A 21,091-nucleotide genomic window follows, 5' to 3' on the forward strand; every position below is an offset into this window, starting at 1 on the left:
GATTGTAAACGGCGCGTTTTTTCACGCATGACTGATTTACAGGCGACAGTTTTCCTAGGTACATGACTTCGCTTTTTGAAGTGAAAGATGTATGTAGGCAAAAGGAGGAATAAATAAAAATGGCAGACGAAAAAAACTTAGTCTTACATGCTAATCAAGATTTAGGAGAAATCGTGATTGCACCAGAAGTGATCGAAGTCATTATCGGTATTGCAGCTTCTAAAGTCGAAGGGGTCTACGGAATGCGTGGGACTTTTGCTAGCAATGTCACAGAATTGCTAGGTCGCGCAGCGCATGGTAAAGGTGTATATTTAGTCAATGACGAAGAAGGTTTGAAAGTTGACTTATATTGTTATTTAGAATATGGCGTATCAGTACCAAAAGTAGCGATGGAAATGCAGGATCGTGTTCACCAAGAAGTACTTTTCATGACCGACATTGCATTAGCTGAAGTCAATATCCATGTCGTAGCAGTTGTACCAGAAAAATTGGAACAACCAGCAATCGATGAACTTTTTGAGGACGAAGAGGAAGAAAATGAATAAAGAGTTATCAAGACACGAGATCCGCGAGATGGCATTACAGGCATTGTTCCCATTAGATTTCAACACTGATCTGACAAAAGAAGATGCAATTTTCAATGCGATCGAGTTGGACCATCAAGAGATGATCAATGAAGAGCAATCAGAATTTGTTCCAGTATATCTAGACACACTAGTTGGTGGCGTCTGTGCAAAAAAAGCATCGTTAGACACGATCATCGAAAAGCATTTAAAAAATAATTGGCGGATCAACCGCATTTCCAAAATGGATCTGATTATTTTAAGAATCGCGATTTTCGAAATGATGTACGTGGATGACGTGCCTGCAACTGTTGCATTGAATGAAGCAATCGAGTTAGCTAAAACATTCAGTGACGACCGTTCACGTAAGTTTGTAAATGGTATGTTATCGAATGTGTTAAAAGAATTAGAAGCTGGGGCGTAAGTCCTAGCTTTTTTCTATGATAGTTAGTAAATCTGGTTATGTTACAAGTGGTTTATATGGTAGAATGAAAGCAAAAATATCTGGGAGTGATCGTATGTCAGAATTGATGAATGGAAAAGAATTAGTAGAAAAAATGCAAGCAGAACTTGCGTTAAAAGTAAAAGAGCTTAATGAACGACAGATCAATCCCGGATTAGTTGTTTTATTAGTTGGAGAAAATCCAGCAAGTCAAGTCTATGTTCGTAACAAAGAACGAGTTGCGAATCAATTAGGTATTTATTCAAAAGTAGAGCGTTATAGTCAAACAATCTCCGAAGATGAGCTTCTAAATGAAATTGAAAAATATAACAATGATCCACGCTTCCATGGGATCCTTGTGCAATTGCCTTTACCAAAACATATTGATGAAGAGAAAGTGTTATTAGCAATCGATCCGAAAAAAGATGTTGATGGTTTCCATCCATTGAATCTAGGACGTTTATTTGCAGGGAATCCTGATAAGATCCCTTGTACGCCTTATGGGATCATGAAGATGTTTGAAGCATATGATATTGATTTGACTGGCAAGCGTGCAGTAGTGATCGGTCGCAGTAATATTGTCGGTAAACCCATGGCGCAACTTTTGTTGATGGCTGATGCGACAGTCACCATTGCTCATTCAAAAACGAAAGACCTTCCAGCGTTAACTCGTGAAGCAGATATACTCGTAGTAGCGATCGGGCGTGGCCATTTTGTAACAAAAGACTTCGTCAAACCAGGTGCGGTAGTTGTCGATGTAGGGATGAATCGGAATGAGGATGGAAAACTGATCGGTGATGTCAAATTCGATGAAGTCGCTCCTCTTGCAAGCTATATCACGCCTGTCCCTAAAGGAGTAGGTCCAATGACGATCACGATGTTGATGGCACAAACGGTCCAATCAGCTGAAGCAGAGCGAGGAGAGTTATGACGCAAGAATATTTAACAGTTACCACCTTAACCAAATATTTGAAACGAAAATTTGAAGCAGATCCATATCTGGAAAGAGTTTATCTAACTGGCGAAATCTCGAATTTCCGTATGCGAGCGAATGCGCATCAATATTTCAGTTTAAAAGATGATCATGCAAAAATCTCTGCGATCATGTTCAAAGGTGCTTTCCAAAAGTTACGTTTTCAACCAAAAGAGGGAATGAAAGTGTTGGTGATCGGTCGGATCTCCCTTTACGAAGCCAGCGGTTCTTATCAAATTTACGTGGAACATATGGAGCCTGATGGCGTCGGTGCGTTATATCAAGAGCTAGAAGAACGAAAAGAGAAATTGATGAAAGAAGGTCTATTTGCTGGACCTAAAAAGGCATTGCCGAGATTTCCAAAACGCATCGCCGTTTTAACAAGTCCTAGTGGTGCGGTCATTCGTGATATTATCACGACGGTCAAACGCCGCTACCCAATCGCGCAACTTGTTTTGTTCCCAACTGTTGTGCAAGGAAACCAAGCAGCAGATGATGTCGTCCGCAATATCCAACGCGTTGAAGCGTTAGGAAATTTCGATACAATGATCATCGGACGTGGTGGTGGGTCGATCGAGGATCTTTGGCCTTTCAATGAAGAACGGGTGGCTCGTGCGATTTATCAAGCAAAAACACCGAGCATCTCTTCTGTCGGTCATGAGACAGATACGACGATTGCTGACTTAGTGGCTGATGTTCGAGCAGCGACACCGACGGCAGCAGCTGAGTTGGCTGTTCCAGTATTATCGGAAGAGTTGATGCGGATCAAGGAAAGACAAGCCCGCTTAGAGCAAGGGTTTTTACGCCAAATCCAACGAAAACAAGAGCGGTTTGCCCGCTCAAGACAATCCTATGTCTTTCGCCAACCTGAACGACTTTATGAGGGACAAACGATCAAACTAGACCAATTGCGGCAACGCTTGTATCAAGCAACGCAACAAATTTACCATGCAAAAGAAAAACAAACCATGACCTTAAGACATCAGTTGCAACAAGTTGCACCAATTTATCGAGTGAAATCAGCCAAGCAAGAAACGAGCTACTTAGAAAAACGACTAGAAGAAAAAATGTACCAATATATGCAACAACAGCAACAAAAGTTTCAACAGACGGTTCAATCACTTGATTTACTTAGTCCTTTAAAAATCATGGGTAGAGGGTATAGCTACACCACGTTGCATGATCAGGTGGCAAAAAGTGTCGATGAGATCCAAGTCGGTGATGAGTTAGTCATTCATTATGCAGATGGACAGGTCAAAGGCAAAGTGGAACAGATCAAAAAGGAGACAGAATAAGATGGCAAATCCAACATTTGAAGAATCATTGCAAGAATTAGAAAAAATCGTCATGCAATTAGAGCAAGGAGACGTTCCATTAGAATCAGCGTTAGATGCGTTCAAAAGAGGAATGGAATTAAGTAAGCAATGTCAAGATACTCTTTCTAAAGCAGAAGAAACCCTTACAAAAATGATGACTGAGACGAATGAAGAGATCACTTTTGACGAGAAAGAGGGGACACAATGAAACTAACCGATTTTTCTGCGACGCACCTTCCTTTGGTAGAAGAAGAAATGGTTTCTTTCATTACGGAATATACTTCGGATGAACGCTTGAAAGAAAGTATGATCTATTCGATCCATGCAGGAGGAAAAAGAATCCGCCCACTTGCTTTATTAGCAACCGTGGCTTCTTTTGATGCCAAGATCGATGCTTCAGCTTATCAAGTAGCAGCAGCATTAGAGATGATCCATACGTATTCATTGATCCATGATGATCTTCCAGCAATGGATAACGATGACTTGCGTCGAGGAAAACCAACCAACCATAAAGTCTATGGGGAGGCAATCGCAATTTTAGCAGGGGATGGATTATTGACGGGTGCCTTCCAGTTGATCAGCATGACCCACTTAACGAACTCACCAAAATTGTTATTATTGCAACAATTGGCTGTTAGTGCTGGGACACAAGGCATGGTTGCAGGACAAGCGGCAGATATCCAAGGGGAAACGAAAGATTTGACGCTAGAAGAACTAGCATTGATCCATGAACGAAAGACTGGACGTTTGATACGTTATGCTTTGCTAGCAGGTGGGATTTTAGCAGAACAACCAGAAGAAGTTTTGGTACAATTACAACAAATTGCCGCTCATCTTGGGTTAGCTTTTCAGATCCGTGATGATTTATTGGATGTGACTAGTACGACAGAAGCATTAGGAAAAACAGCTGGCAAGGATGAACGAGCGGACAAAAATACGTATCCACGCTTATTAGGGATCGAGCAGACAAGAGCTGCGTTGCAACGAGAAATCCATTCCGCCAATAGGATCATTGCCGAGTTAGAACAAGAAGTTTGTTCATTTGATGGAGAGATTCTTCGTCAGTTGGTCAAACGATTTGATGAGAAGTGAGGAAGAGGATGGAAAAAGAACGAGTAGATGTATTAGCCGTCAAACAAGGGCTATTTGAAACAAGGGAACAAGCAAAACGTTCCGTGATGGCAGGGTTGATCTATAATGAAAAAAATGAACGTTTTGATAAACCAGGAGAAAAAATCCCCGTTAGTAGTGAATTAAAAGTCAAAGGGAAAAAATTGCCGTATGTTTCTCGTGGTGGGTTGAAACTAGAAAAAGCATTAAAACAATTTGATCTAACAGTCAAAGATAAAGTATTGCTTGATATTGGGGCATCCACAGGAGGGTTTACCGATGCTGCCTTACAAAATGGAGCAAAAATGAGCTATGCCTTAGATGTAGGCTACAATCAGTTAGCATGGAAAATCAGACAAGATCCAAAAGTGGTCGTGATGGAACGTGTTAACTTTCGTTATGCAAAACCTGAAGACTTTGATCAAGGTGTACCAGAAGTCGCTGTCATTGATGTATCATTCATCTCTTTGAAGCTGATGCTACCGCCATTACATGCAATTTTGAAGCCAGAGGGTGAAGTCATTGCATTGATCAAACCACAATTTGAAGCAGGTAGAGAAGCAGTCGGTAAAAACGGCATTGTTCGAGAAGCAACAACCCATCAACAAGTCATCGAACAAATTTTGACGTTTGCCACAGAGCAAGGGTTTGATGTATTAGATCTAAGTTACTCTCCTATTACAGGTGGAGAAGGAAATATTGAATTTTTAGCGCACTTAAAAAAAGTATCAGATAAAGGAACGATCTATGCGAACGTTGATCCAGCTCACATCGTTGAAATGGCTCATGAACAATTCACGCATAAGCGGTAGTCTGAAAATTGACAAAAAAGACTATGAGTTCTTCTTTATTAAGCGCTTAAAATAAGCTATCATTGAAAGAAGAAGGATTGGTGAAGGAGCGGATTGAGCATGAGAAAAAAAGATCGACATCGTTTGATTACTCGATTACTAAATGAACAAGATATACGTAAACAAGAAGAATTTGTTGAAATATTAAAAAATAAAGGGATTTCTGTTACACAAGCAACGATCTCAAGAGATATCAAAGAGCTTAAATTGATCAAAGTTCCCGCAGTTGATGGTGGCTATCGCTATAGTCTGCCTGCTGAAACAAGTGAAGATGTGAGCACAAAGCTAGAAAAACTATTGAAGGACGCATTTGTAGCAGTTGACCAGATGGAAAAATTTGTTATTTTAAAGACTTTACCGGGCAATGCTTCTGCAGCTGCAAATTTAATCGATAAACGTTACAAAAAAGAATTATTCTCGATTATCAACGATGATGACAATGTGTTGATGATCACACGATTGGAAGAAGATGCTGTTCAATTAAAGAAAGATTTTCTGCATTACCTTTAATCTAAGGAGTGATTGCAATGCTACAAGAAATCAGTATCACCAATTTTGCGATTATTCCTGAATTGCGTTTGTCGTTTCATGAAGGAATGACAGCATTAACAGGAGAAACCGGAGCCGGCAAGTCAATTATTATTGATGCTTTGGGCTTATTAGCAGGTGGTCGCGGATCAAGTGATTATATTCGTCAAGGTGCCGATAAATGTATTCTGGAAGGGTTGTTTGAATGGCCTAAACAAGAAGGTTTTGAAGCTTTGATGGAAGAGTTAGGGATTGAGTCCGATGGTTCAAATCTGATCGTCCGTCGAGATATGTCTTTAGCAGGTAAGAATGTTTGTCGAGTGAATGGACATATCGTGACATTAGCGAATTTGCGACGCGTAGGTAGTTATTTAGTGGATATCCAAGGTCAAAATGAACATCAGGAACTATTACAACCTGAATCACATCTTGTGTTACTTGATCGTTTTGGAGACTCGACATTTCAACAGAAAAAAAGAGCGTACCAAGAAGCCTATCAAGCGTATCGTGAACTTGAAAGAAAAGTACGTAAGATCCAACAAAACGAAAAAAACTATGTCCAACGTATCGATATGTTGAATTTCCAACAAGAAGAAATCGCAGCCGCCCAATTAGAAGTTGGTGAAGAAGAAAAACTTCGAGAAGAGCGCGATAAATTAAGTAATTATCAAAAAATCGTCGATGGTTTAGCTACTGCTTATGGGGCGCTCAGTGAAGGCGAACAAAGCAGTCTTGATGGGGTGGGAATGGCTGTTTCCGAGATCCAAAGTATTGCCCACCTTGATTCAGAGTATGAAGCAATTTTTGATAATATCCAGAGTGCCTATTATTTATTGCAAGATGCAGTAGGGGACATGAGCAGGCAAATCGATCTGCTTGAACTGGATGAGAATCGTTTGGAAGAAGTGACGCAACGCATGGAAACGATTCGTCAATTGAAGCGTAAATATGGCGATTCAGTTGAAGCTATCTTAGCCTACTATGAAGAAATCACAGAAGAATTAGATTCATCTGATTTTACAGAAGGTCAACTTGATAAAATGAAGAATGAACTGACCCAAAAAGAAGAGTGGGCGTTTCAATGTGCAGAAGAACTCCATCAAGCAAGAAAAGCGATCGCCAGTGACTTAGAACAGTCAATTCTGCGCGAATTAAAGAGTCTTTATATGGAAAACACCGAATTTGAAGTTCGTTTTTCAACACAAGCAAATGGACGCTTAGATGAGCAAGGTTTTGATATTGTCGAATTTTATATCACGACAAATCCAGGAGAACCATTGAAGCCACTAGTCAAGGTAGCATCAGGTGGGGAATTGTCACGAGTATTACTTGCTCTGAAAACCATTTTTTCTTCGGAACAAGGTGTGACTAGTATCATTTTTGATGAAGTTGATACTGGTGTTAGTGGCAGAGTGGCACAAGCCATTGCAGATAAAATATTGAAAATATCCAAATATTCCCAAGTACTTTGTATCACGCATCTCCCTCAAGTGGCGGCGGTAGCGGATTATCAATATTACATTGTAAAAGAAGTCGTCGGTGGAAGAACACAAACATCCGTCGCCGAATTAGCTGCAGCCGAAAGAGAAAATGAAATCGCACGAATGTTAGCGGGAAGTGAAATCACGCCTTTAACGATCGAACACGCCAAAGAGTTGTTACGTTTGGCGAAAAAATAAATAAAAAATAAAAATCACCCTTTGCCTACATTGGCTAGGGTGATTTTATTTTGCTTTTTAGGGAATAGAGGTAAAAAACAGTTGAAATCTTTCCCGACAGAAAAAATAATTAGTTATTTTTATATTGTATTTTATTATATTTTTTTTTTGATTTTGAGAATGAAATTTGTAAATCCAAAAGCTGTCGATAGTCAATCAATAGTTAATTCGCTTACAAAGTCCTATCATTTTTAAGCATAAAAATTTTGTTTAATGACAAAAAGATAAAGTCAGTAGTAATGTTTTCCCAGATTTTGATTATGTTTGAAAAAAAAGCACTACACATAAATTAGTTTAAACGTATGATTATTGAAAATAATTCTTTTTTGAACGCTAAGAATAGATACTTGAGGTTAGTAGGAAAAGGATGTCATAAATAGTCTAAAGTATTTCTGTAAATAAACAAGAAATATTATCTGTGTAACTACTACGGATAAAAGATAGGTTTGTAAGAATGTAATAGATTAGTAAATGAATAATACGAATATTCTTAGATCAATAAAAGCTATCATTGATTCACTTAAAGTATTGTATTAAAAGTATCGTCATATCGTCTATGTAAATGATTCGTTTCCGCTGGTGATTTATTTGTTATAGAAATAGCAAACTCAATGATTATTGTTCGTTGTTTTTGTCTAAATGGTGGTTACGTCGTATTTTTACTCATAGAGAATACCGACAAGAAAGGGAGGAAGGGACAATTCATTTAAAATTTTTTTGTAAATGGGTGATTTAGGAACATCCACTTTAGAAGTTTCCTAAGAAAAAGGATTGGAACAAAACAAATATATAAAAATGCGAGGAGTGTAAGATATGCCAATAATTGATTTCAGAGAAACCGGTGGAAAGTTCATTAATCGAATGCATGACGCTAATAAGACAAATACTCAAGAAGATTTGAGTAGATTAGCTGTTCGCATAGGAAATGAATCCTTAAATGTGAGAGCAAACCCAATTATTTCTTATCTTTATTATTCGACAGGTATTCTTCAAAATATAACACTACAGCCGATAAATCAAAGGAATGATCGAATTGTAGGAAATGCAAGCACCTCATTTGGAGAAAGAAATCAAGAAAATCCTTCGTTTGATTTAAATACTAGAGCAAATGCAACTCAAAGCTATCGTAATGTATTACAGAGCATTCCCCAAGTCAGTATAGATCAAAGAGTTACAGCGCCAAATGAGCTAGCTAATGTGACAGGTACGGTTCCTAAACAATTTAATAGTGAGTATGTTTCTAAAAAGAAATTGAAATTTAAACGTAAAGAATCAAGTGAATATAAGGGCAATACATCTCGCAATACAAGTGATGTATTGCAACAATCCCTAAATGAAAGTAGACAGATCAATCCAAGACAACAGCGTGCGCTCTCCAAGAAATCCTCCTATTTAATCAAGAAATTCACAAGTGAGTTACATGATCAGAGAGTAAAAATTCTGAATAGTATTCAAAAAGATGAAATGTTTAAGTCTGAAGTAAGATCATCCAACCAAGAGCAAACATCCCAAACAAAAGACAATGAGCTAACGAATAATGGGCATACTTCCTGGCAAGAAGAAAAGTTTCACTTGTCACAGGAAGGTGTAGATTCAATTAAGAAAGATACAAGTGAACTACATGATCAGGAAGTAAAAAGTCTGAATACTATTCAAAAAGATGAGACTTCTTTTGTTTATAAAATCCATAAGTTTGAAGCAAGACAATCCAATCGAAATCAGGGAACAGACTCTCGTAATCGAACAACTAATATGGAAAATCAGGGAATGACAAAGAAATTTGTAGAAGGTTCTCAGCAAGCCTCTTCATCCCAAACAAAAGATAGTCCAAATTCAGATTTTAGATTGCGAGAAGAAAATGAGTCAACAAGCACTGGAATAGCGTCATGGCAAAAAGGAAAGTATCACTTGTCACAGGAAGGTTTAGATACAACTCAGAAATCGACGATTGAACTACAGGATAAGGTAATACAAAGTTTGAAGAGTATTCAAAATGATGACATATCTAAGTTTGAAGCAAGACCATCCAAGCGAAATCAGGGAACAGACTCACGTAATCGGACAATCTATATAGAAAAACAGAGAATGACAAAGGAATTTGTAGAAGGTTTACAGCAAGCCACTTCATCCCAAACAAAAGATAATCCGAATTCAGAGGTCAGTTTTACAACGCATGGAGAAAAAGAAATTGACACAGTTAAACTGCGCAATCTCAATGATAATCCTGTATTTGAAGCAAGAAATATAAGAGGTGAAAACGAAGAAAGCTTAACACACGGTATAGGAGAAAGTCTAATCAAGTTCGGAGAGCAAGCATACCCTTATCGTTCTAAGGATGAAATATATCAACAGGCGATTCCTACGCAACCGTCTCAAAATAAATCACAGGATCTGTATCACAGCTTGGCGAATCAAAAAACTATTGATTTAAAAGATACGCGGACAGGTGAATATATTTTAAAAATGATAGAATCATCGGATGGACAGAATTTCCCCGCAGAATTGAAGGATTTTTTGAAAGATTTACAGCAAGCTCCTTCATCCCAGACAAAAGACATTCCAATTCCAGACTTTAGATTGAGAGAAGAACATCATATAGCAAGCAATGGGATCGATTCTTGGCAAAAAGAAAAGTCTCATTTGTCACAGGAAAGTTTAGAACCAATGAAGAAAGAGTCAAGGGAACTATATGATCAGTTGGTACACGGCACGAGCAGCAAAAAAAAAGATGTGACTTCTTTTGTTTATGGAACGCCTAAATTTGAAGCCAGAGCATCCAAGGGGGATCAGAGAGCAGAATCACTCGATCGACTAACGAATATAGAGAATCCAGGAATCTTTAAGAAGTTTTCAGATGGGCTAAGCATCGATCAATTTTCGTCAGCCAAAGAAAAAAACAACATTGATAAAAACCCACAAACGTTTATTGAAAAACAAAACGGAAATAAGCCAAGGTTATCTATGCTTGTAGGGAATGCTAAAGTAAAAAGTCAAAATATAATTAATCAAGAAAAACAGCGTCCAAGAGCAAATCGAAAAGAACCAAGTTTGAGCATATAGTTAATTGAAGACAATAAAAAGATGACTAAAAAATTAGGATAGTAGTACTTTTCTACCACAAACGTTATCAAGGCTAACGGGAAAACAGAATGTTAACTACGGTAAATAATGAATGCCAATTAAATAAATAGAAGGAGTGAAAGGAATGCCAGGAGAAAATCATAACGAGAGAATAGGACGATTCAACAACAGTGTTATAGACAAGCAAGATCCGCATGGGTTAGAGCGTGAGTTAAGGGCTCTGAGTAATCAAAGAAGATTTCATCTGAATAGAGGGAAATTTTCTGCTTTCACGGGAGCGGTATACGCAACCAGTGTGTTAAGTATGTTAACACCAGTGGTTGCGCATGGCCCTAATCGATTGAATGTACCAAAAGAAAAAAACAACGAAATGAAAAGAACTTCCGAACAATCAATGGATTATCTACGCACCTCCAACATCACAACTAGTCATACACAGAGCAATAACGTTTCCCCTCACAACATGACAATTGATTTAAAAAATACACTTAACCACTGGGACGTTGAACTTAACAATTTAATGGTTTCAAATAAAAAGGATATTAATAAAAATGTTCCTCAGAGATCACGAAGAACACCAAATCAGCGAAGCCAATTTAGAAATCTTACAGCAGAAAATGCTGCAGAACAACTTAAAAATACTTTGAAAGGTATTGTTGAGGAAATCCAGAAGCCCCCGACGTCGATTGGCCCAGCAAATCTACCCTTAGAAGAAATCCAGAAGCCCCCGACGTCGGTTGGAGCAGCAAATCTACCCTTAGAAGAAATCCAGAAGCCCCCGACGTCGGTTGGCCCAGCAAACCTACCCTTAGAAGAAATCCAGAAACCCCCGACGTCGATTGGAGCAGCAAACCTACCCTTAGAAGAAATCCAGAAACCCCCGACGTCGATTGGAGCAGCAAACCTACCCTTAGAAGAAATCCAGAAACCCCCGACAGCGGTTGGACAAGTAAATCTACCATTTGGGGAAGCCCAGAAGCCTCAAACAGCGATTGGACCAGTTAAAAAAACGTTTGAGGAAATGTCCAAGCCTAGCACAGCACTTGAACGATTGGATCACCCTCCCAAGATAAACGAGGCATTTTGGGATAAAGTAACTAAAGTCTTTACTGATTTTTTCAAGCAATATGAAACACCAACTGATAGAGGTGGTGGGCAAGGAGCAAAGGATCAATCCATGTTGTCGTATGTTTCAAATTTGATGTCTTTTGCATTACCTGATCTCCAATTATTTACTATTAATCTAGGGAAAGCAAATAAAGACAATATATCACCCCAATCGTTTGATCAACCTACTTCCTCTGACCATAGTTTGGGACAAGAAAATTTTGCAACTCAAATTTTGGATGCAACAAAAACGCTAATCAATGTGTTTACGAACCATGATTTATCTAAAAGATTATCGAAGGAGATAGCAAGTTACAAAAACCTGAGGGATGAGCAAAATTCAGGGCTTACGCCAGAAGCGAAGATTTCAAGCCAATCCAATCAACGTCAATTTGATTCTCAGCCTGGAATGAGCAATTTCAAAAATACTGAGGTAATTCTTCATCCTCAGGCTACTGATATCCCTGTTTCAAGTAAGAAAGAATTAGAACAAGAGTACTTAAAAAGAAGAAGAGAAGTGATAAAGCAATGGGATGAGCCAGATAGAGTGAAGAATCAAAGAGAAATGTCCGCAGATCGCGAAAATTCACATCTGGCAAACAGTGTGGAAAGAATGACGACTAATAAAGAAGTGGGAATCGATCCGAATAATTTCGATACGAGATTAGAAAAAAACTTTAATAAATTTAAAGAAGCTATGATAGGAACACAGAAAAATTCTCGGCAGAATTTGGCTTTAAATAATCGACATTCGAATCCATTGCCCAATACTTTGATGAATCAACAATCTACTCAAACAGCAACAGGTAAAAAAGTGTCAACCTTAGAGAATAGTGGGGCTCAATATCAGAAAAAGCAAAAAGAAGGAAGTAATCAAGTAAGATTCGAACAAGTGGGTCATTCAACACGGTCGGGGGCTGGAGTTCGAAATGAAAACAAGCAAAGTTTTTCGATGCTAACAAGTGATGCGAGAGTAAAAAGCCAACATAAAAATATATCGAATCAAGCAAGGCAGCAACAAAGAACAAACAAAAAAGAGGTTAGTTTAAGTATGTAGTCATCAATGTGACAGACTCTTGATAACAGCTAATAACAGGAAATGGAGGTTGCGCCAAATTTGGCGCAACCTCCATTATTTTTACATAACACTGATTACAGCAGTTAGAACGACTGAACCGATTGTCAAAATCAACATTGTCCAAATCACTAATTTTGTGACTTTCGCAAAAGTGCTTGTTTGTTTTTTTTCTCGCATCGTGATTACCTCGATTTATTATTGTTATCTTGATTTTACATGCTTTTCACTGATTCTACAAGAGGGCATCTCTATAAAAACTTACCTTTTTTTAAATAATAAGTGGTCAGAAGTGAAATGATCACGGTCAATAGTATCAACCAAAGGAAAGCATCATCCCTTTCGGCAATTGGTAGTTTAATGTTCATGCCGTAAATGCTTCCAATGATTGTTGGAATCGTTAAGATAATCGTTAAAGAAGTTAAAATTTTCATAATATTATTCAAGTTGTTTGAAATAATGGCTGAAAAAGTTTGGTTCATCTGTTCGACAAGCTTCAAGCGGATACGAGCGGTGGTCTTTGCTTGTTCTGTTTCAATGATCACGTCTCTGAGGTGATTCATCATCGCGTGATTATTTTTTACCGATTGGTTCTCGGCTAATTGTTGTAACGCTTCAAGATTCGAGGCAGTCGCTTCTTTGAAATAAACCAAGCTTTTTTGGATATCCATGATTTGATACAATTGTTTATTTTCAGTTGACACTTTTAGTTGTGTCTCCAACAGATCGCATTGGGCAAGTAAGGTAGAGAGATAGGTGTTATAGGACTGAGTGATCTGCCAAAGTAACTGCATAAAAATATTTAGAGTTGTCGAAAGATCGTTTCTTTGAAACGTTTGATGAAAGACTTTTTTCAAAAAAAGTGGTTCGTGATTCGTAATTGTGATAAGCTTCTTTTTGGGCGTGAGAATAATCGAAAACGGATAAGTATCTACTTGGAAATATCCGCTAGGACTAGTTTTTGGAAAAGGGTATTGTAATAATACTAATGCTGGTTTTGTTAGCTTTTCTTGATTAAATTCTTCTACCCGGGAGTTTTCTGCATCGTCTAAGACAGACGTGAGGTAATCTTTAGGTATTTGGAACTGTTTGATCAATTGATTGATTTCTTCTTCTGTTGGTCGCTCGACACAATACCAAATGGTTTCAGCCGTTTCTTCCATTGAATCAACCAATTTCTGGTCTTCAAGTGTGAAATACTTTATCATTGGGAACCTCCTCAATACTTCTTTCTTCTATTATAACCAATTCTTGAAAAGAACACATTGAAAGAGACTACCCACTGATCATCAATCTTGATTGGTCAAAAAATGGCTGCAACAAAATAATAAAACAGTATAAATTTAAACTAAATGAAATCGTTGTGTAAACTAAATCACGTATACTGAACGCAACGATAAAAAAGGAGATTTGTCGAATGGGCAGTTTTTCACCACTTGTATTGTTTTGGTACATCTTTCCGGCAATCGTGATTTTTGGTTGTCAATTTCTAGTAAAAATGTTTGCATTGACTCGTCGTTTCAAAGTCAAAGCACCTGATTTAGCCGTTCCTTTTTTGTGGGGAGGCATCCACGCATTGTCTCGTAATACCGCTACGTCTTCATTTTTGCCCTTTTTATTGATCACCATCCTTTTAATGGCAATCTGTATCGCGTTATTCCAAGCTTATTACTATGACGAACTTGTGTATTCACGTTATTTCAAAATGACTTGGCGTCTTACTTTTTTGGTGACATTAGTCATGTATATCGTTTTGATCGTCCTAAACATCCTTTCGTTTCTCTAATATGGCGCAATCAGGCTGTTAAAAGACTTTAAAAAATCTTTTAGCAGCCTGATTGTTAAAATTTTTTTTACTAATCAAAAAGTTATTCTCAGATTTCCCATAAAAGGTGGTAGAAAGTGGGGGATTGTGGTAGACTGATTTTAGTTAGTGGAGGATTGGGGGTAGTTTCGATGTTAATGGGCGAATTTCGGCATAATATTGATGCAAAAGGTCGCTTGATCGTGCCTTCAAAACTGCGCGAAGAATTAGGCGAACAATTCGTGTTGACTCGTGGATTAGATGGCTGTCTTTTTGGCTATCCGATAAGCGAATGGAACGAATTAGAGTCGAAACTCAATGATATGCCCCTAGCAAAGAAAGACGCTAGAACCTTTGTCCGTTTTTTCTACTCAGCAGCTACAGAATGTGAGTTGGACAAGCAAGGACGTATCAATATCCCTAATACATTAAGAAACTACGCAACAATAACGAAAGAGTGTGTCATTGTTGGTGTGTCAAACCGGATCGAAATTTGGGATGAAGCCAAATGGCAAGAATTTTCAGAAGCTGCGGAAGAAAACTTTGATGAAATCGCTGAAAATATGATTGATTTCGGATTATAAGAAATAGGAAGAGGCTGACCAATGACTGAAACATTTCAACACTATACAGTCATGTTAAAAGAAACGGTAGATGGACTTGCAATCAAACCGAACGGAATTTATGTGGACTGTACACTCGGCGGAGCCGGGCATAGCGAATACTTATTAAGCCAACTGAATACAGAGGGTCATCTTTATGCGTTTGATCAAGATCAAATAGCAATCGATCACGCAAAAATCCGTTTGGCTGAGTATGTCGAAAAAGGTATGGTCACTTTTATCAAAGCAAATTTCCGTGAGCTTGAAGAGCGCTTGACTGAATACGTACCTAAGGTCGATGGGATACTTTACGACTTAGGCGTGTCTTCGCCACAATTAGACGAAGCAGAACGTGGATTCAGTTATCATCAAGATGCGCCTTTGGATATGCGAATGGATCAATCGGCACCTTTGTCAGCATATCATGTGATCAACGAATATCCTTACAACGAATTAGTAAAGATCTTCTTTCGTTATGGAGAAGAAAAATTTTCAAAACAAATTGCCAGAGAAATTGAACGGGTGAGAAAAGATCATCCGATTGAAACAACCGGGGAATTAGTAGAAATCATCAAACAGGTGATTCCTGCCCCAGCAAGACGAAAAGGCGGTCATCCTGCAAAACGCATTTTTCAAGCTGTGCGAATTGCAGTCAATGATGAGCTAGGTGCGGAGGAAGCCTCTTTAGAGCAAGCAATCCGCTTATTGAAGGTCGGTGGCCGGATCAGTGTGATCACTTTCCACTCATTAGAAGATCGGATCGTCAAAAACATGTTCAAAGAATATAGTACGGTCAAAGATTTACCACCAGGGTTGCCGGTCGTACCTGATGAGTTCCAACCTGAATTAAAAGTGATAACGAGAAAACCGATGTTGCCATCTGAAGAAGAATTGGCAGAAAACAATCGTTCTCGTAGTGCAAAATTGCGTATCGCTGAAAAAATACGAGAGAAAGAGGAGTAGAAGAATGGCAGAACTAAAGAAAGTCCAACAATATCCATATGATTTACAAGAAATTGAACTACCAGAGCAACCTCTGCCAGATTCACCCTCAGAGAAAGAAATCGTTCTTCCTCAATCTCCAGCAAAACGCTTGAAGCAAATCTCTATTTTCGAAAAGCTTGCCGTAGTGTGTATTGCTTTTTCTGTCATCGCACTTTGCGTATTAACAGTGATGTTACGAACCAATATTAGTGGTATGGAAAAGCAAATCGGTGCGTTACAGGTTGAATATAACGAAAAAAATCAAGAAAAAATCAGTTTGGAACAAGAGAAAAGTGAACTTTCTCGTACCGAGCGTGTTAAAAAAATCGCAGAAGAAAAAGGGTTGTCAATCAATGACGACAATTTAAGGAAAGTGAAGTAAATGAGTCTTAAAAATAAATTCCGGCGGTTTATGGAAAAGAAAAATCTAAATCCGATGAACAATCGCAAAAAAGTAGGTATCATTTTATTTGCTACGAGTATTGGATTGTTCTTTTTATTTGCCGTTCGTTTTGCATACATCGTGATCGGTGGACATGTGGCTGGCACATCACTAGAAGAAAAGACGAACCAGCTTTATCAAGGTAGTGAAGAGGTCAAGGCAAAACGAGGCACGATCTTTGATCGTAATGGGGTGGCACTAGCAGAAGATGCCACGTCTTACTCGATCAAAGCAATTCTTTCCGAAACATACACGACTGGAAACAAAAAATTATATGCACAAGAAAAAGATTTCGATACACTTGCGGATATTATCAGCAAAAACCTTTCAATGGAAAAAAGTAAAGCCTTGAAGGTGCTACGCGATGGAGCCGAGCAAAATCTCTACCAAGTAGAATTTGGGAATTATGGACGTAATATCACCCAAGAGACGAAACAAAACATCGAAGCAGAAATGAAAGCAGCCGATGTTACTGGGCTTTATTTCGATAACCACCCTGCACGTATGTATCCTAGTGGAGTATTTTCTTCCCATTTTATTGGTTACGCGGTACCGGATGAAAAAGAAAATGGCTTGGTCGGCCGACTTGGGATCGAATCTGCTTATAATGATATTTTGAGTGGACAAAACGGAAAGATCTACTATCAAAAAGATAATTTCCAAAATCCATTACCAGGTACTGTAGCAGAAGAAGAAAAGGCAACAGACGGTAAAGATGTGTATACGACTCTTGATAGTCGTCTGCAAAGTTACTTAGAAACATTGATGGATCAAGTCAATGAAGAATATCAACCTGAAGAATTGACTGCGATATTGATGGAAGCTAAAACTGGCGAGATCACTGCGATGAGTCAACGCCCGACGTTCAATCCTGAGACGATGGAAGGGTTGACTGGTGAAGATGCTGTGTGGCGTAACATCCTTGTACAAGATTCTTATGAACCAGGTTCAACAATCAAAGTCTTCACGACAGCAGCAGCGATCGAAGAAGGTAAATTCGATGAAAATGAGTCTTTCCTATCCGGACAGATCAAAGTAGCTGATGCCACGATCAATGACCATGACTTTGGTAAAAAAGGAATGCTGACCATGCGTCAAGCTCTTTCATGGTCTAGTAACGTGGGTATGGTAATGCTGGAACAGCGTTTAGGTGGCAAGTGGTATAACTATTTGCAAAAACTAGGATTTGGGCAAAGTACTCACTCTGGTTTGGATGATGAAGTTGCGGGTGCTTTACCAACTGCTAATATCGTTGACCAAGCGATGAGTGCGTATGGTCAAGCGATTGGTGTGACGAATTTCCAAATGATGAAAGCTTTCACTGCGATCGCCAACAACGGCACGATGATCCAACCACGTTACATTAGTAAGATCGTTGATCCAAATACTGGAGAAGAAGTCTCTACTGAAACGGAAGTGTTAGGACAGCCATTTTCAAAAGAAACGACAGAAAAAGTTCGTGAGTATATGCGAGATGTCATAGAAAATGAAAATTACGGTAGTGCTTACGGAGTATATAATGTTCCGGGATACAATATTGCAGCTAAAACAGGAACAGCCCAGATTGCTTCAGATACAGGAGGTTATCTAACAGGTGATACCGCATATCTGTATTCGATCGTCGAAATGGTACCAGCTGAAGATCCCGAATATGTCCTTTATCTGACAATGAAACATCCTAAGACGTATGAACGCACGGCTTTAGCAAAAATTGCGAACCCATTACTGAAACGAGCAATGGATTTCAAAGAAGCGGAAACAGCTACGCCAGAAGAGAAAAAGACGGAAAATATCACTGTTTCTGACTATCGTAATTTAAATCCTGATATTGCCGCTGCTGATGCACAAAAGAGTGGTTTGCAACCAGTAGTCATTGGCGATGGAAATAAGGTAGAAGCGCAATCCACAGCAAATGGGGATGAGCTGATATCGGGAGAAAAATTGATTCTATATAGTGGTGGTACTGCGTTGATGCCTGATGTGACAGGTTGGTCAAAGGCGGATATCATGAAATTAGGAAAAATACTTGGTGTCGAAGTGACGTTCCACGGTGATGGTTACTGTACAGAACAAAGCCTCGCACCTTATGAAAAAATATCTGATGAAACATTAAGTTTCCATCTAAAAGAATAATAGGAGAGAAGAGAGCATGGATTTGACACAAACATTAATTCCCATTGCGAGTAGTTGTGCAATGACGATTGCAACAATGCCGTTATTTATTGGTTATTTTCAAATGAAAAAACAAGGCCAAGCCATTCGTGAGGAAGGACCTAAATGGCATAATGTAAAAGCCGGAACTCCAACGATGGGGGGATTGGTGTTTTTAGTCAGTGCGCTCTTGACTGGTATCTGGGTAGGCGCTTGGCAACAACAGTTGACGCCTACTCTTTTCATCCTACTTTTTGTACTTGCCCTATATGGAGCAATTGGTTTTTTAGATGATTTCATCAAAATCTTCAAGAAAAGAAATATGGGATTGAACTCAAAGCAAAAATTGATTGGCCAAATTGTTGGGGGAATCATCTTTTATCTCGTTTATCGTGGTGAAGGATACCCTGGAACACTGAATTTTTTTGGAATTGATCTTCCATTAAGTTGGTTGTACGGATTATTCGCGATTTTCTGGTTAGTTGGCTTTTCCAATGCTGTTAACTTAACAGATGGTATTGATGGCTTAGTAGCTGGATTAGGAAGTATTTCTTTTTTGACCTACGCAGTTATCGCTTGGCACCAACAGCAGTATGATGTCTTAATTATCTGCTTGAGTGTTTTAGGTGGTTTACTAGGATTTTTCGTCTATAATCGCAAGCCTGCCAAAATATTCATGGGGGATGTCGGTTCCTTAGCATTAGGAGGATTGTTAGCAGCAATCTCGATCATGCTCAATCAGGAATGGACATTACTATTGATCGGTCTGATGTATGTCATCGAAACAGCTAGCGTGATGTTACAAGTATCTTCTTTCAAATTGACTGGTAAAAGAATCTTTAAAATGTCACCGATCCATCATCATTTCGAGATGAGTGGTTGGTCTGAATGGAAGATAGATACTGTCTTTTGGATAACAAGTGTAATTACTTCATTAATCACATTGTGGATCGTATGGTAGGAGATGACGAGAATGAAAAAAATAACAACTTATGAAAATAAAAAAGTCCTTGTATTAGGATTAGCAAAAAGTGGATTCAGTGCGGCCAAGTTATTACATGAACTGGGCGCACTTGTCACCGTTAATGACGGAAAACCGTTTGATGAAAATCCTGAAGCACAAGAATTGCTTTCTTTAGGGATCAAAGTAGTGACTGGTAGTCACCCAATTGAATTATTAGATGAAAAATTTTCAATGCTGGTCAAAAATCCAGGTATTCCTTACACACATCCATTAGTTGCAAAAGCTCAAGAAATGGGTATTCCGGTAATTACGGAAGTTGAACTGGCTTACGAAGTAGCGGAATGCCCAATTATCGGCATAACAGGCACCAACGGAAAAACGACGACAACAACAATGACTGGGTTATTGTTGAATGCGGGGAAATCAGCAGGTATCACTCGTTTAGCTGGTAATATTGGCTTCCCTGCAAGTAGTGTGGCACAAGAAGCTAATCCGGAAGACAAGATTGTTATGGAACTTTCAAGTTTTCAATTGATGGGGATTACTGATCTTCGTCCCCACATTGCAGTGATCACGAATATCTATGAAGCACATATCGACTATCATGGCTCTCGTCCAGCCTACGTCAAAGCTAAATGGCATTTGCAAAAAAACATGACGTCAGAGGATTATCTTGTACTGAATTGGAATCAGAAAGAATTACAGGAACTAAGTAAAAAAACAAAAGCGAAAGTGTTACCTTTTGCGACAGATCAAGTCTTAGAGACAGGTGCTTATTCTTTTGAAGGAGTTATTTATTACGACAAAGAAAAAGTCATGGAGATCTCAGAAATAGGTGTTCCAGGGGCACACAATGTCGAAAATGCGTTAGCAGCTATTACTGTTGCAAAACAATACAATATCTCAAATGAAGAAATTAAAGAAACATTGAGTCATTTTCATGGCGTACCACATCGTACACAATATGTCGGTGAGGTCCAAGGACGTAAATTTTACAATGATTCGAAAGCCACAAATATCTTAGCGACCAAGATGGCATTAAGCGGATTTCAACCAGAAAAATTGATTCTGATCGCCGGTGGACTTGATCGGGGCAATAGCTTTGATGAACTCATTCCATCACTTGAAGGTGTGAAGGGATTGATCACTTTTGGTGAAACCAAAGAGAAATTGAAGGATGCTGGTGAAAAAGCGGGCATACCAACGATCTGCACAGCAGAGTCTGTGGAAGCTGCGGTTCCTGTAGCTTTAGAAAATAGCGAGCCAGGAGAGGTGGTTTTATTATCACCAGCCAATGCAAGTTGGGATCAATATCCTAATTTTGAGATCCGTGGTGATCGCTTTATGGAAGCCGTTAGAAAATTGAAAATAGAAAAGTAG

20 protein-coding genes are annotated in these 21,091 nt (G+C 38.7%); 18 read left to right on the forward strand and 2 right to left on the reverse strand.

Annotated elements, in window-relative coordinates; genetic code table 11:
* Positions 1-119 precede the first annotated feature (119 nt).
* The 11 genes from IGI79_RS04040 to IGI79_RS04090 all read left to right on the forward strand — a co-directional run bounded on the left by IGI79_RS04040 (position 120) and on the right by IGI79_RS04090 (position 12,746).
* Complete coding sequence (locus IGI79_RS04040) at positions 120-545, forward strand: Asp23/Gls24 family envelope stress response protein (protein ID WP_010736002.1); 426 nt, start codon at positions 120-122, stop codon at positions 543-545.
* Positions 538-987, forward strand: coding sequence for a transcription antitermination factor NusB (gene nusB, locus IGI79_RS04045; protein ID WP_010736001.1), 450 nt, complete (start codon positions 538-540; stop codon positions 985-987). Before IGI79_RS04040 ends, nusB begins: the two co-directional genes overlap by 8 nt.
* Positions 988-1,081: 94 nt before the next feature.
* Positions 1,082-1,936: a bifunctional methylenetetrahydrofolate dehydrogenase/methenyltetrahydrofolate cyclohydrolase gene (locus IGI79_RS04050; RefSeq protein ID WP_438845720.1), complete on the forward strand. Its 855-nt coding sequence runs from the start codon at positions 1,082-1,084 to the stop codon at positions 1,934-1,936.
* A complete protein-coding gene (gene xseA, locus IGI79_RS04055; RefSeq protein ID WP_108145738.1) occupies positions 1,933-3,273 on the forward strand; it encodes an exodeoxyribonuclease VII large subunit in 1,341 nt (446 codons plus the stop codon). Before IGI79_RS04050 ends, xseA begins: the two co-directional genes overlap by 4 nt.
* Before the next feature lies 1 nt (position 3,274).
* Positions 3,275-3,502, forward strand: a complete 228-nt coding sequence (locus tag IGI79_RS04060; RefSeq protein ID WP_010735998.1) for an exodeoxyribonuclease VII small subunit — start codon at positions 3,275-3,277, stop codon at positions 3,500-3,502.
* A complete protein-coding gene (locus IGI79_RS04065; protein ID WP_108145737.1) occupies positions 3,499-4,386 on the forward strand; it encodes a polyprenyl synthetase family protein in 888 nt (295 codons plus the stop codon). The genes IGI79_RS04060 and IGI79_RS04065 overlap by 4 nt, the downstream gene beginning before the upstream one ends.
* Before the next feature lie 8 nt (positions 4,387-4,394).
* Complete coding sequence (locus IGI79_RS04070; RefSeq protein ID WP_010735996.1) at positions 4,395-5,216, forward strand: TlyA family RNA methyltransferase; 822 nt, start codon at positions 4,395-4,397, stop codon at positions 5,214-5,216.
* A 99-nt stretch (positions 5,217-5,315) separates the two neighbouring features.
* Positions 5,316-5,765 (forward strand): arginine repressor, encoded by a 450-nt coding sequence (locus IGI79_RS04075; protein ID WP_010735995.1) that lies wholly within the window; start codon positions 5,316-5,318, stop codon positions 5,763-5,765.
* Between the two features lie 17 nt (positions 5,766-5,782).
* A complete protein-coding gene (gene recN / locus IGI79_RS04080; RefSeq protein WP_010735994.1) occupies positions 5,783-7,462 on the forward strand; it encodes a DNA repair protein RecN in 1,680 nt (559 codons plus the stop codon).
* Positions 7,463-8,314: 852 nt separating this feature from the next.
* Entirely contained in the window at positions 8,315-10,561 is a 2,247-nt protein-coding gene (locus IGI79_RS04085) for a hypothetical protein (protein ID WP_438845721.1), read from the forward strand.
* 145 nt (positions 10,562-10,706) lie between these two features.
* Complete coding sequence (locus IGI79_RS04090; protein ID WP_410300633.1) at positions 10,707-12,746, forward strand: hypothetical protein; 2,040 nt, start codon at positions 10,707-10,709, stop codon at positions 12,744-12,746.
* A gap of 81 nt (positions 12,747-12,827) precedes the next feature.
* Here IGI79_RS04090 and IGI79_RS04095 read toward each other — a convergent pair whose 3' ends face one another.
* Together IGI79_RS04095 and IGI79_RS04100 are read right to left on the reverse strand one after the other, a co-directional pair.
* Positions 12,828-12,944: a DUF4044 domain-containing protein gene (locus IGI79_RS04095; RefSeq protein ID WP_010735989.1), complete on the reverse strand. Its 117-nt coding sequence runs from the start codon at positions 12,942-12,944 to the stop codon at positions 12,828-12,830.
* Between the two features lie 71 nt (positions 12,945-13,015).
* Positions 13,016-13,972, reverse strand: a complete 957-nt coding sequence (locus tag IGI79_RS04100; RefSeq protein ID WP_010735988.1) for a magnesium transporter CorA family protein — start codon at positions 13,970-13,972, stop codon at positions 13,016-13,018.
* A 209-nt stretch (positions 13,973-14,181) separates the two neighbouring features.
* Between IGI79_RS04100 and IGI79_RS04105 the strand changes: the two genes are divergently transcribed.
* The 7 genes from IGI79_RS04105 (at position 14,182) to murD (ending at position 21,091) form a co-directional block, all read left to right on the forward strand.
* On the forward strand, positions 14,182-14,550 hold the full coding sequence (locus tag IGI79_RS04105; protein WP_019724001.1) for a DUF3397 domain-containing protein: 369 nt from the start codon (positions 14,182-14,184) through the stop codon (positions 14,548-14,550).
* A gap of 170 nt (positions 14,551-14,720) precedes the next feature.
* A complete protein-coding gene (gene mraZ / locus IGI79_RS04110) occupies positions 14,721-15,152 on the forward strand; it encodes a division/cell wall cluster transcriptional repressor MraZ (RefSeq protein WP_195273410.1) in 432 nt (143 codons plus the stop codon).
* A gap of 21 nt (positions 15,153-15,173) precedes the next feature.
* Positions 15,174-16,133: a 16S rRNA (cytosine(1402)-N(4))-methyltransferase RsmH gene (gene rsmH, locus IGI79_RS04115; protein WP_065095669.1), complete on the forward strand. Its 960-nt coding sequence runs from the start codon at positions 15,174-15,176 to the stop codon at positions 16,131-16,133.
* 4 nt (positions 16,134-16,137) lie between these two features.
* Entirely contained in the window at positions 16,138-16,536 is a 399-nt protein-coding gene (gene ftsL, locus IGI79_RS04120; protein WP_010735984.1) for a cell division protein FtsL, read from the forward strand.
* A complete protein-coding gene (locus IGI79_RS04125) occupies positions 16,537-18,729 on the forward strand; it encodes a penicillin-binding transpeptidase domain-containing protein (protein WP_195273377.1) in 2,193 nt (730 codons plus the stop codon).
* 16 nt (positions 18,730-18,745) lie between these two features.
* A complete protein-coding gene (gene mraY, locus IGI79_RS04130) occupies positions 18,746-19,708 on the forward strand; it encodes a phospho-N-acetylmuramoyl-pentapeptide-transferase (protein ID WP_066026042.1) in 963 nt (320 codons plus the stop codon).
* Between the two features lie 12 nt (positions 19,709-19,720).
* Positions 19,721-21,091: a UDP-N-acetylmuramoyl-L-alanine--D-glutamate ligase gene (gene murD, locus IGI79_RS04135; RefSeq protein ID WP_065095670.1), complete on the forward strand. Its 1,371-nt coding sequence runs from the start codon at positions 19,721-19,723 to the stop codon at positions 21,089-21,091.

Source organism: Enterococcus sp. AZ084 (genome assembly GCF_051714905.1).
In the GTDB taxonomy this organism is placed as follows: Bacteria; Bacillota; Bacilli; order Lactobacillales; family Enterococcaceae; genus Enterococcus_B; species Enterococcus_B pernyi.

Coding starts and splice junctions, on each gene's coding strand:
- IGI79_RS04040 (WP_010736002.1), top strand. CDS start 120: ATGGCAGACGAAAAAAACTTAGTCTTACATGCTAATCAAGATTTAGGA.
- nusB (WP_010736001.1), top strand. CDS start 538: ATGAATAAAGAGTTATCAAGACACGAGATCCGCGAGATGGCATTACAG.
- IGI79_RS04050 (WP_438845720.1), top strand. CDS start 1,082: ATGTCAGAATTGATGAATGGAAAAGAATTAGTAGAAAAAATGCAAGCA.
- xseA (WP_108145738.1), top strand. CDS start 1,933: ATGACGCAAGAATATTTAACAGTTACCACCTTAACCAAATATTTGAAA.
- IGI79_RS04060 (WP_010735998.1), top strand. CDS start 3,275: ATGGCAAATCCAACATTTGAAGAATCATTGCAAGAATTAGAAAAAATC.
- IGI79_RS04065 (WP_108145737.1), top strand. CDS start 3,499: ATGAAACTAACCGATTTTTCTGCGACGCACCTTCCTTTGGTAGAAGAA.
- IGI79_RS04070 (WP_010735996.1), top strand. CDS start 4,395: ATGGAAAAAGAACGAGTAGATGTATTAGCCGTCAAACAAGGGCTATTT.
- IGI79_RS04075 (WP_010735995.1), top strand. CDS start 5,316: ATGAGAAAAAAAGATCGACATCGTTTGATTACTCGATTACTAAATGAA.
- recN (WP_010735994.1), top strand. CDS start 5,783: ATGCTACAAGAAATCAGTATCACCAATTTTGCGATTATTCCTGAATTG.
- IGI79_RS04085 (WP_438845721.1), top strand. CDS start 8,315: ATGCCAATAATTGATTTCAGAGAAACCGGTGGAAAGTTCATTAATCGA.
- IGI79_RS04090 (WP_410300633.1), top strand. CDS start 10,707: ATGCCAGGAGAAAATCATAACGAGAGAATAGGACGATTCAACAACAGT.
- IGI79_RS04095 (WP_010735989.1), bottom strand. CDS start 12,944: ATGCGAGAAAAAAAACAAACAAGCACTTTTGCGAAAGTCACAAAATTA.
- IGI79_RS04100 (WP_010735988.1), bottom strand. CDS start 13,972: ATGATAAAGTATTTCACACTTGAAGACCAGAAATTGGTTGATTCAATG.
- IGI79_RS04105 (WP_019724001.1), top strand. CDS start 14,182: ATGGGCAGTTTTTCACCACTTGTATTGTTTTGGTACATCTTTCCGGCA.
- mraZ (WP_195273410.1), top strand. CDS start 14,721: ATGTTAATGGGCGAATTTCGGCATAATATTGATGCAAAAGGTCGCTTG.
- rsmH (WP_065095669.1), top strand. CDS start 15,174: ATGACTGAAACATTTCAACACTATACAGTCATGTTAAAAGAAACGGTA.
- ftsL (WP_010735984.1), top strand. CDS start 16,138: ATGGCAGAACTAAAGAAAGTCCAACAATATCCATATGATTTACAAGAA.
- IGI79_RS04125 (WP_195273377.1), top strand. CDS start 16,537: ATGAGTCTTAAAAATAAATTCCGGCGGTTTATGGAAAAGAAAAATCTA.
- mraY (WP_066026042.1), top strand. CDS start 18,746: ATGGATTTGACACAAACATTAATTCCCATTGCGAGTAGTTGTGCAATG.
- murD (WP_065095670.1), top strand. CDS start 19,721: ATGAAAAAAATAACAACTTATGAAAATAAAAAAGTCCTTGTATTAGGA.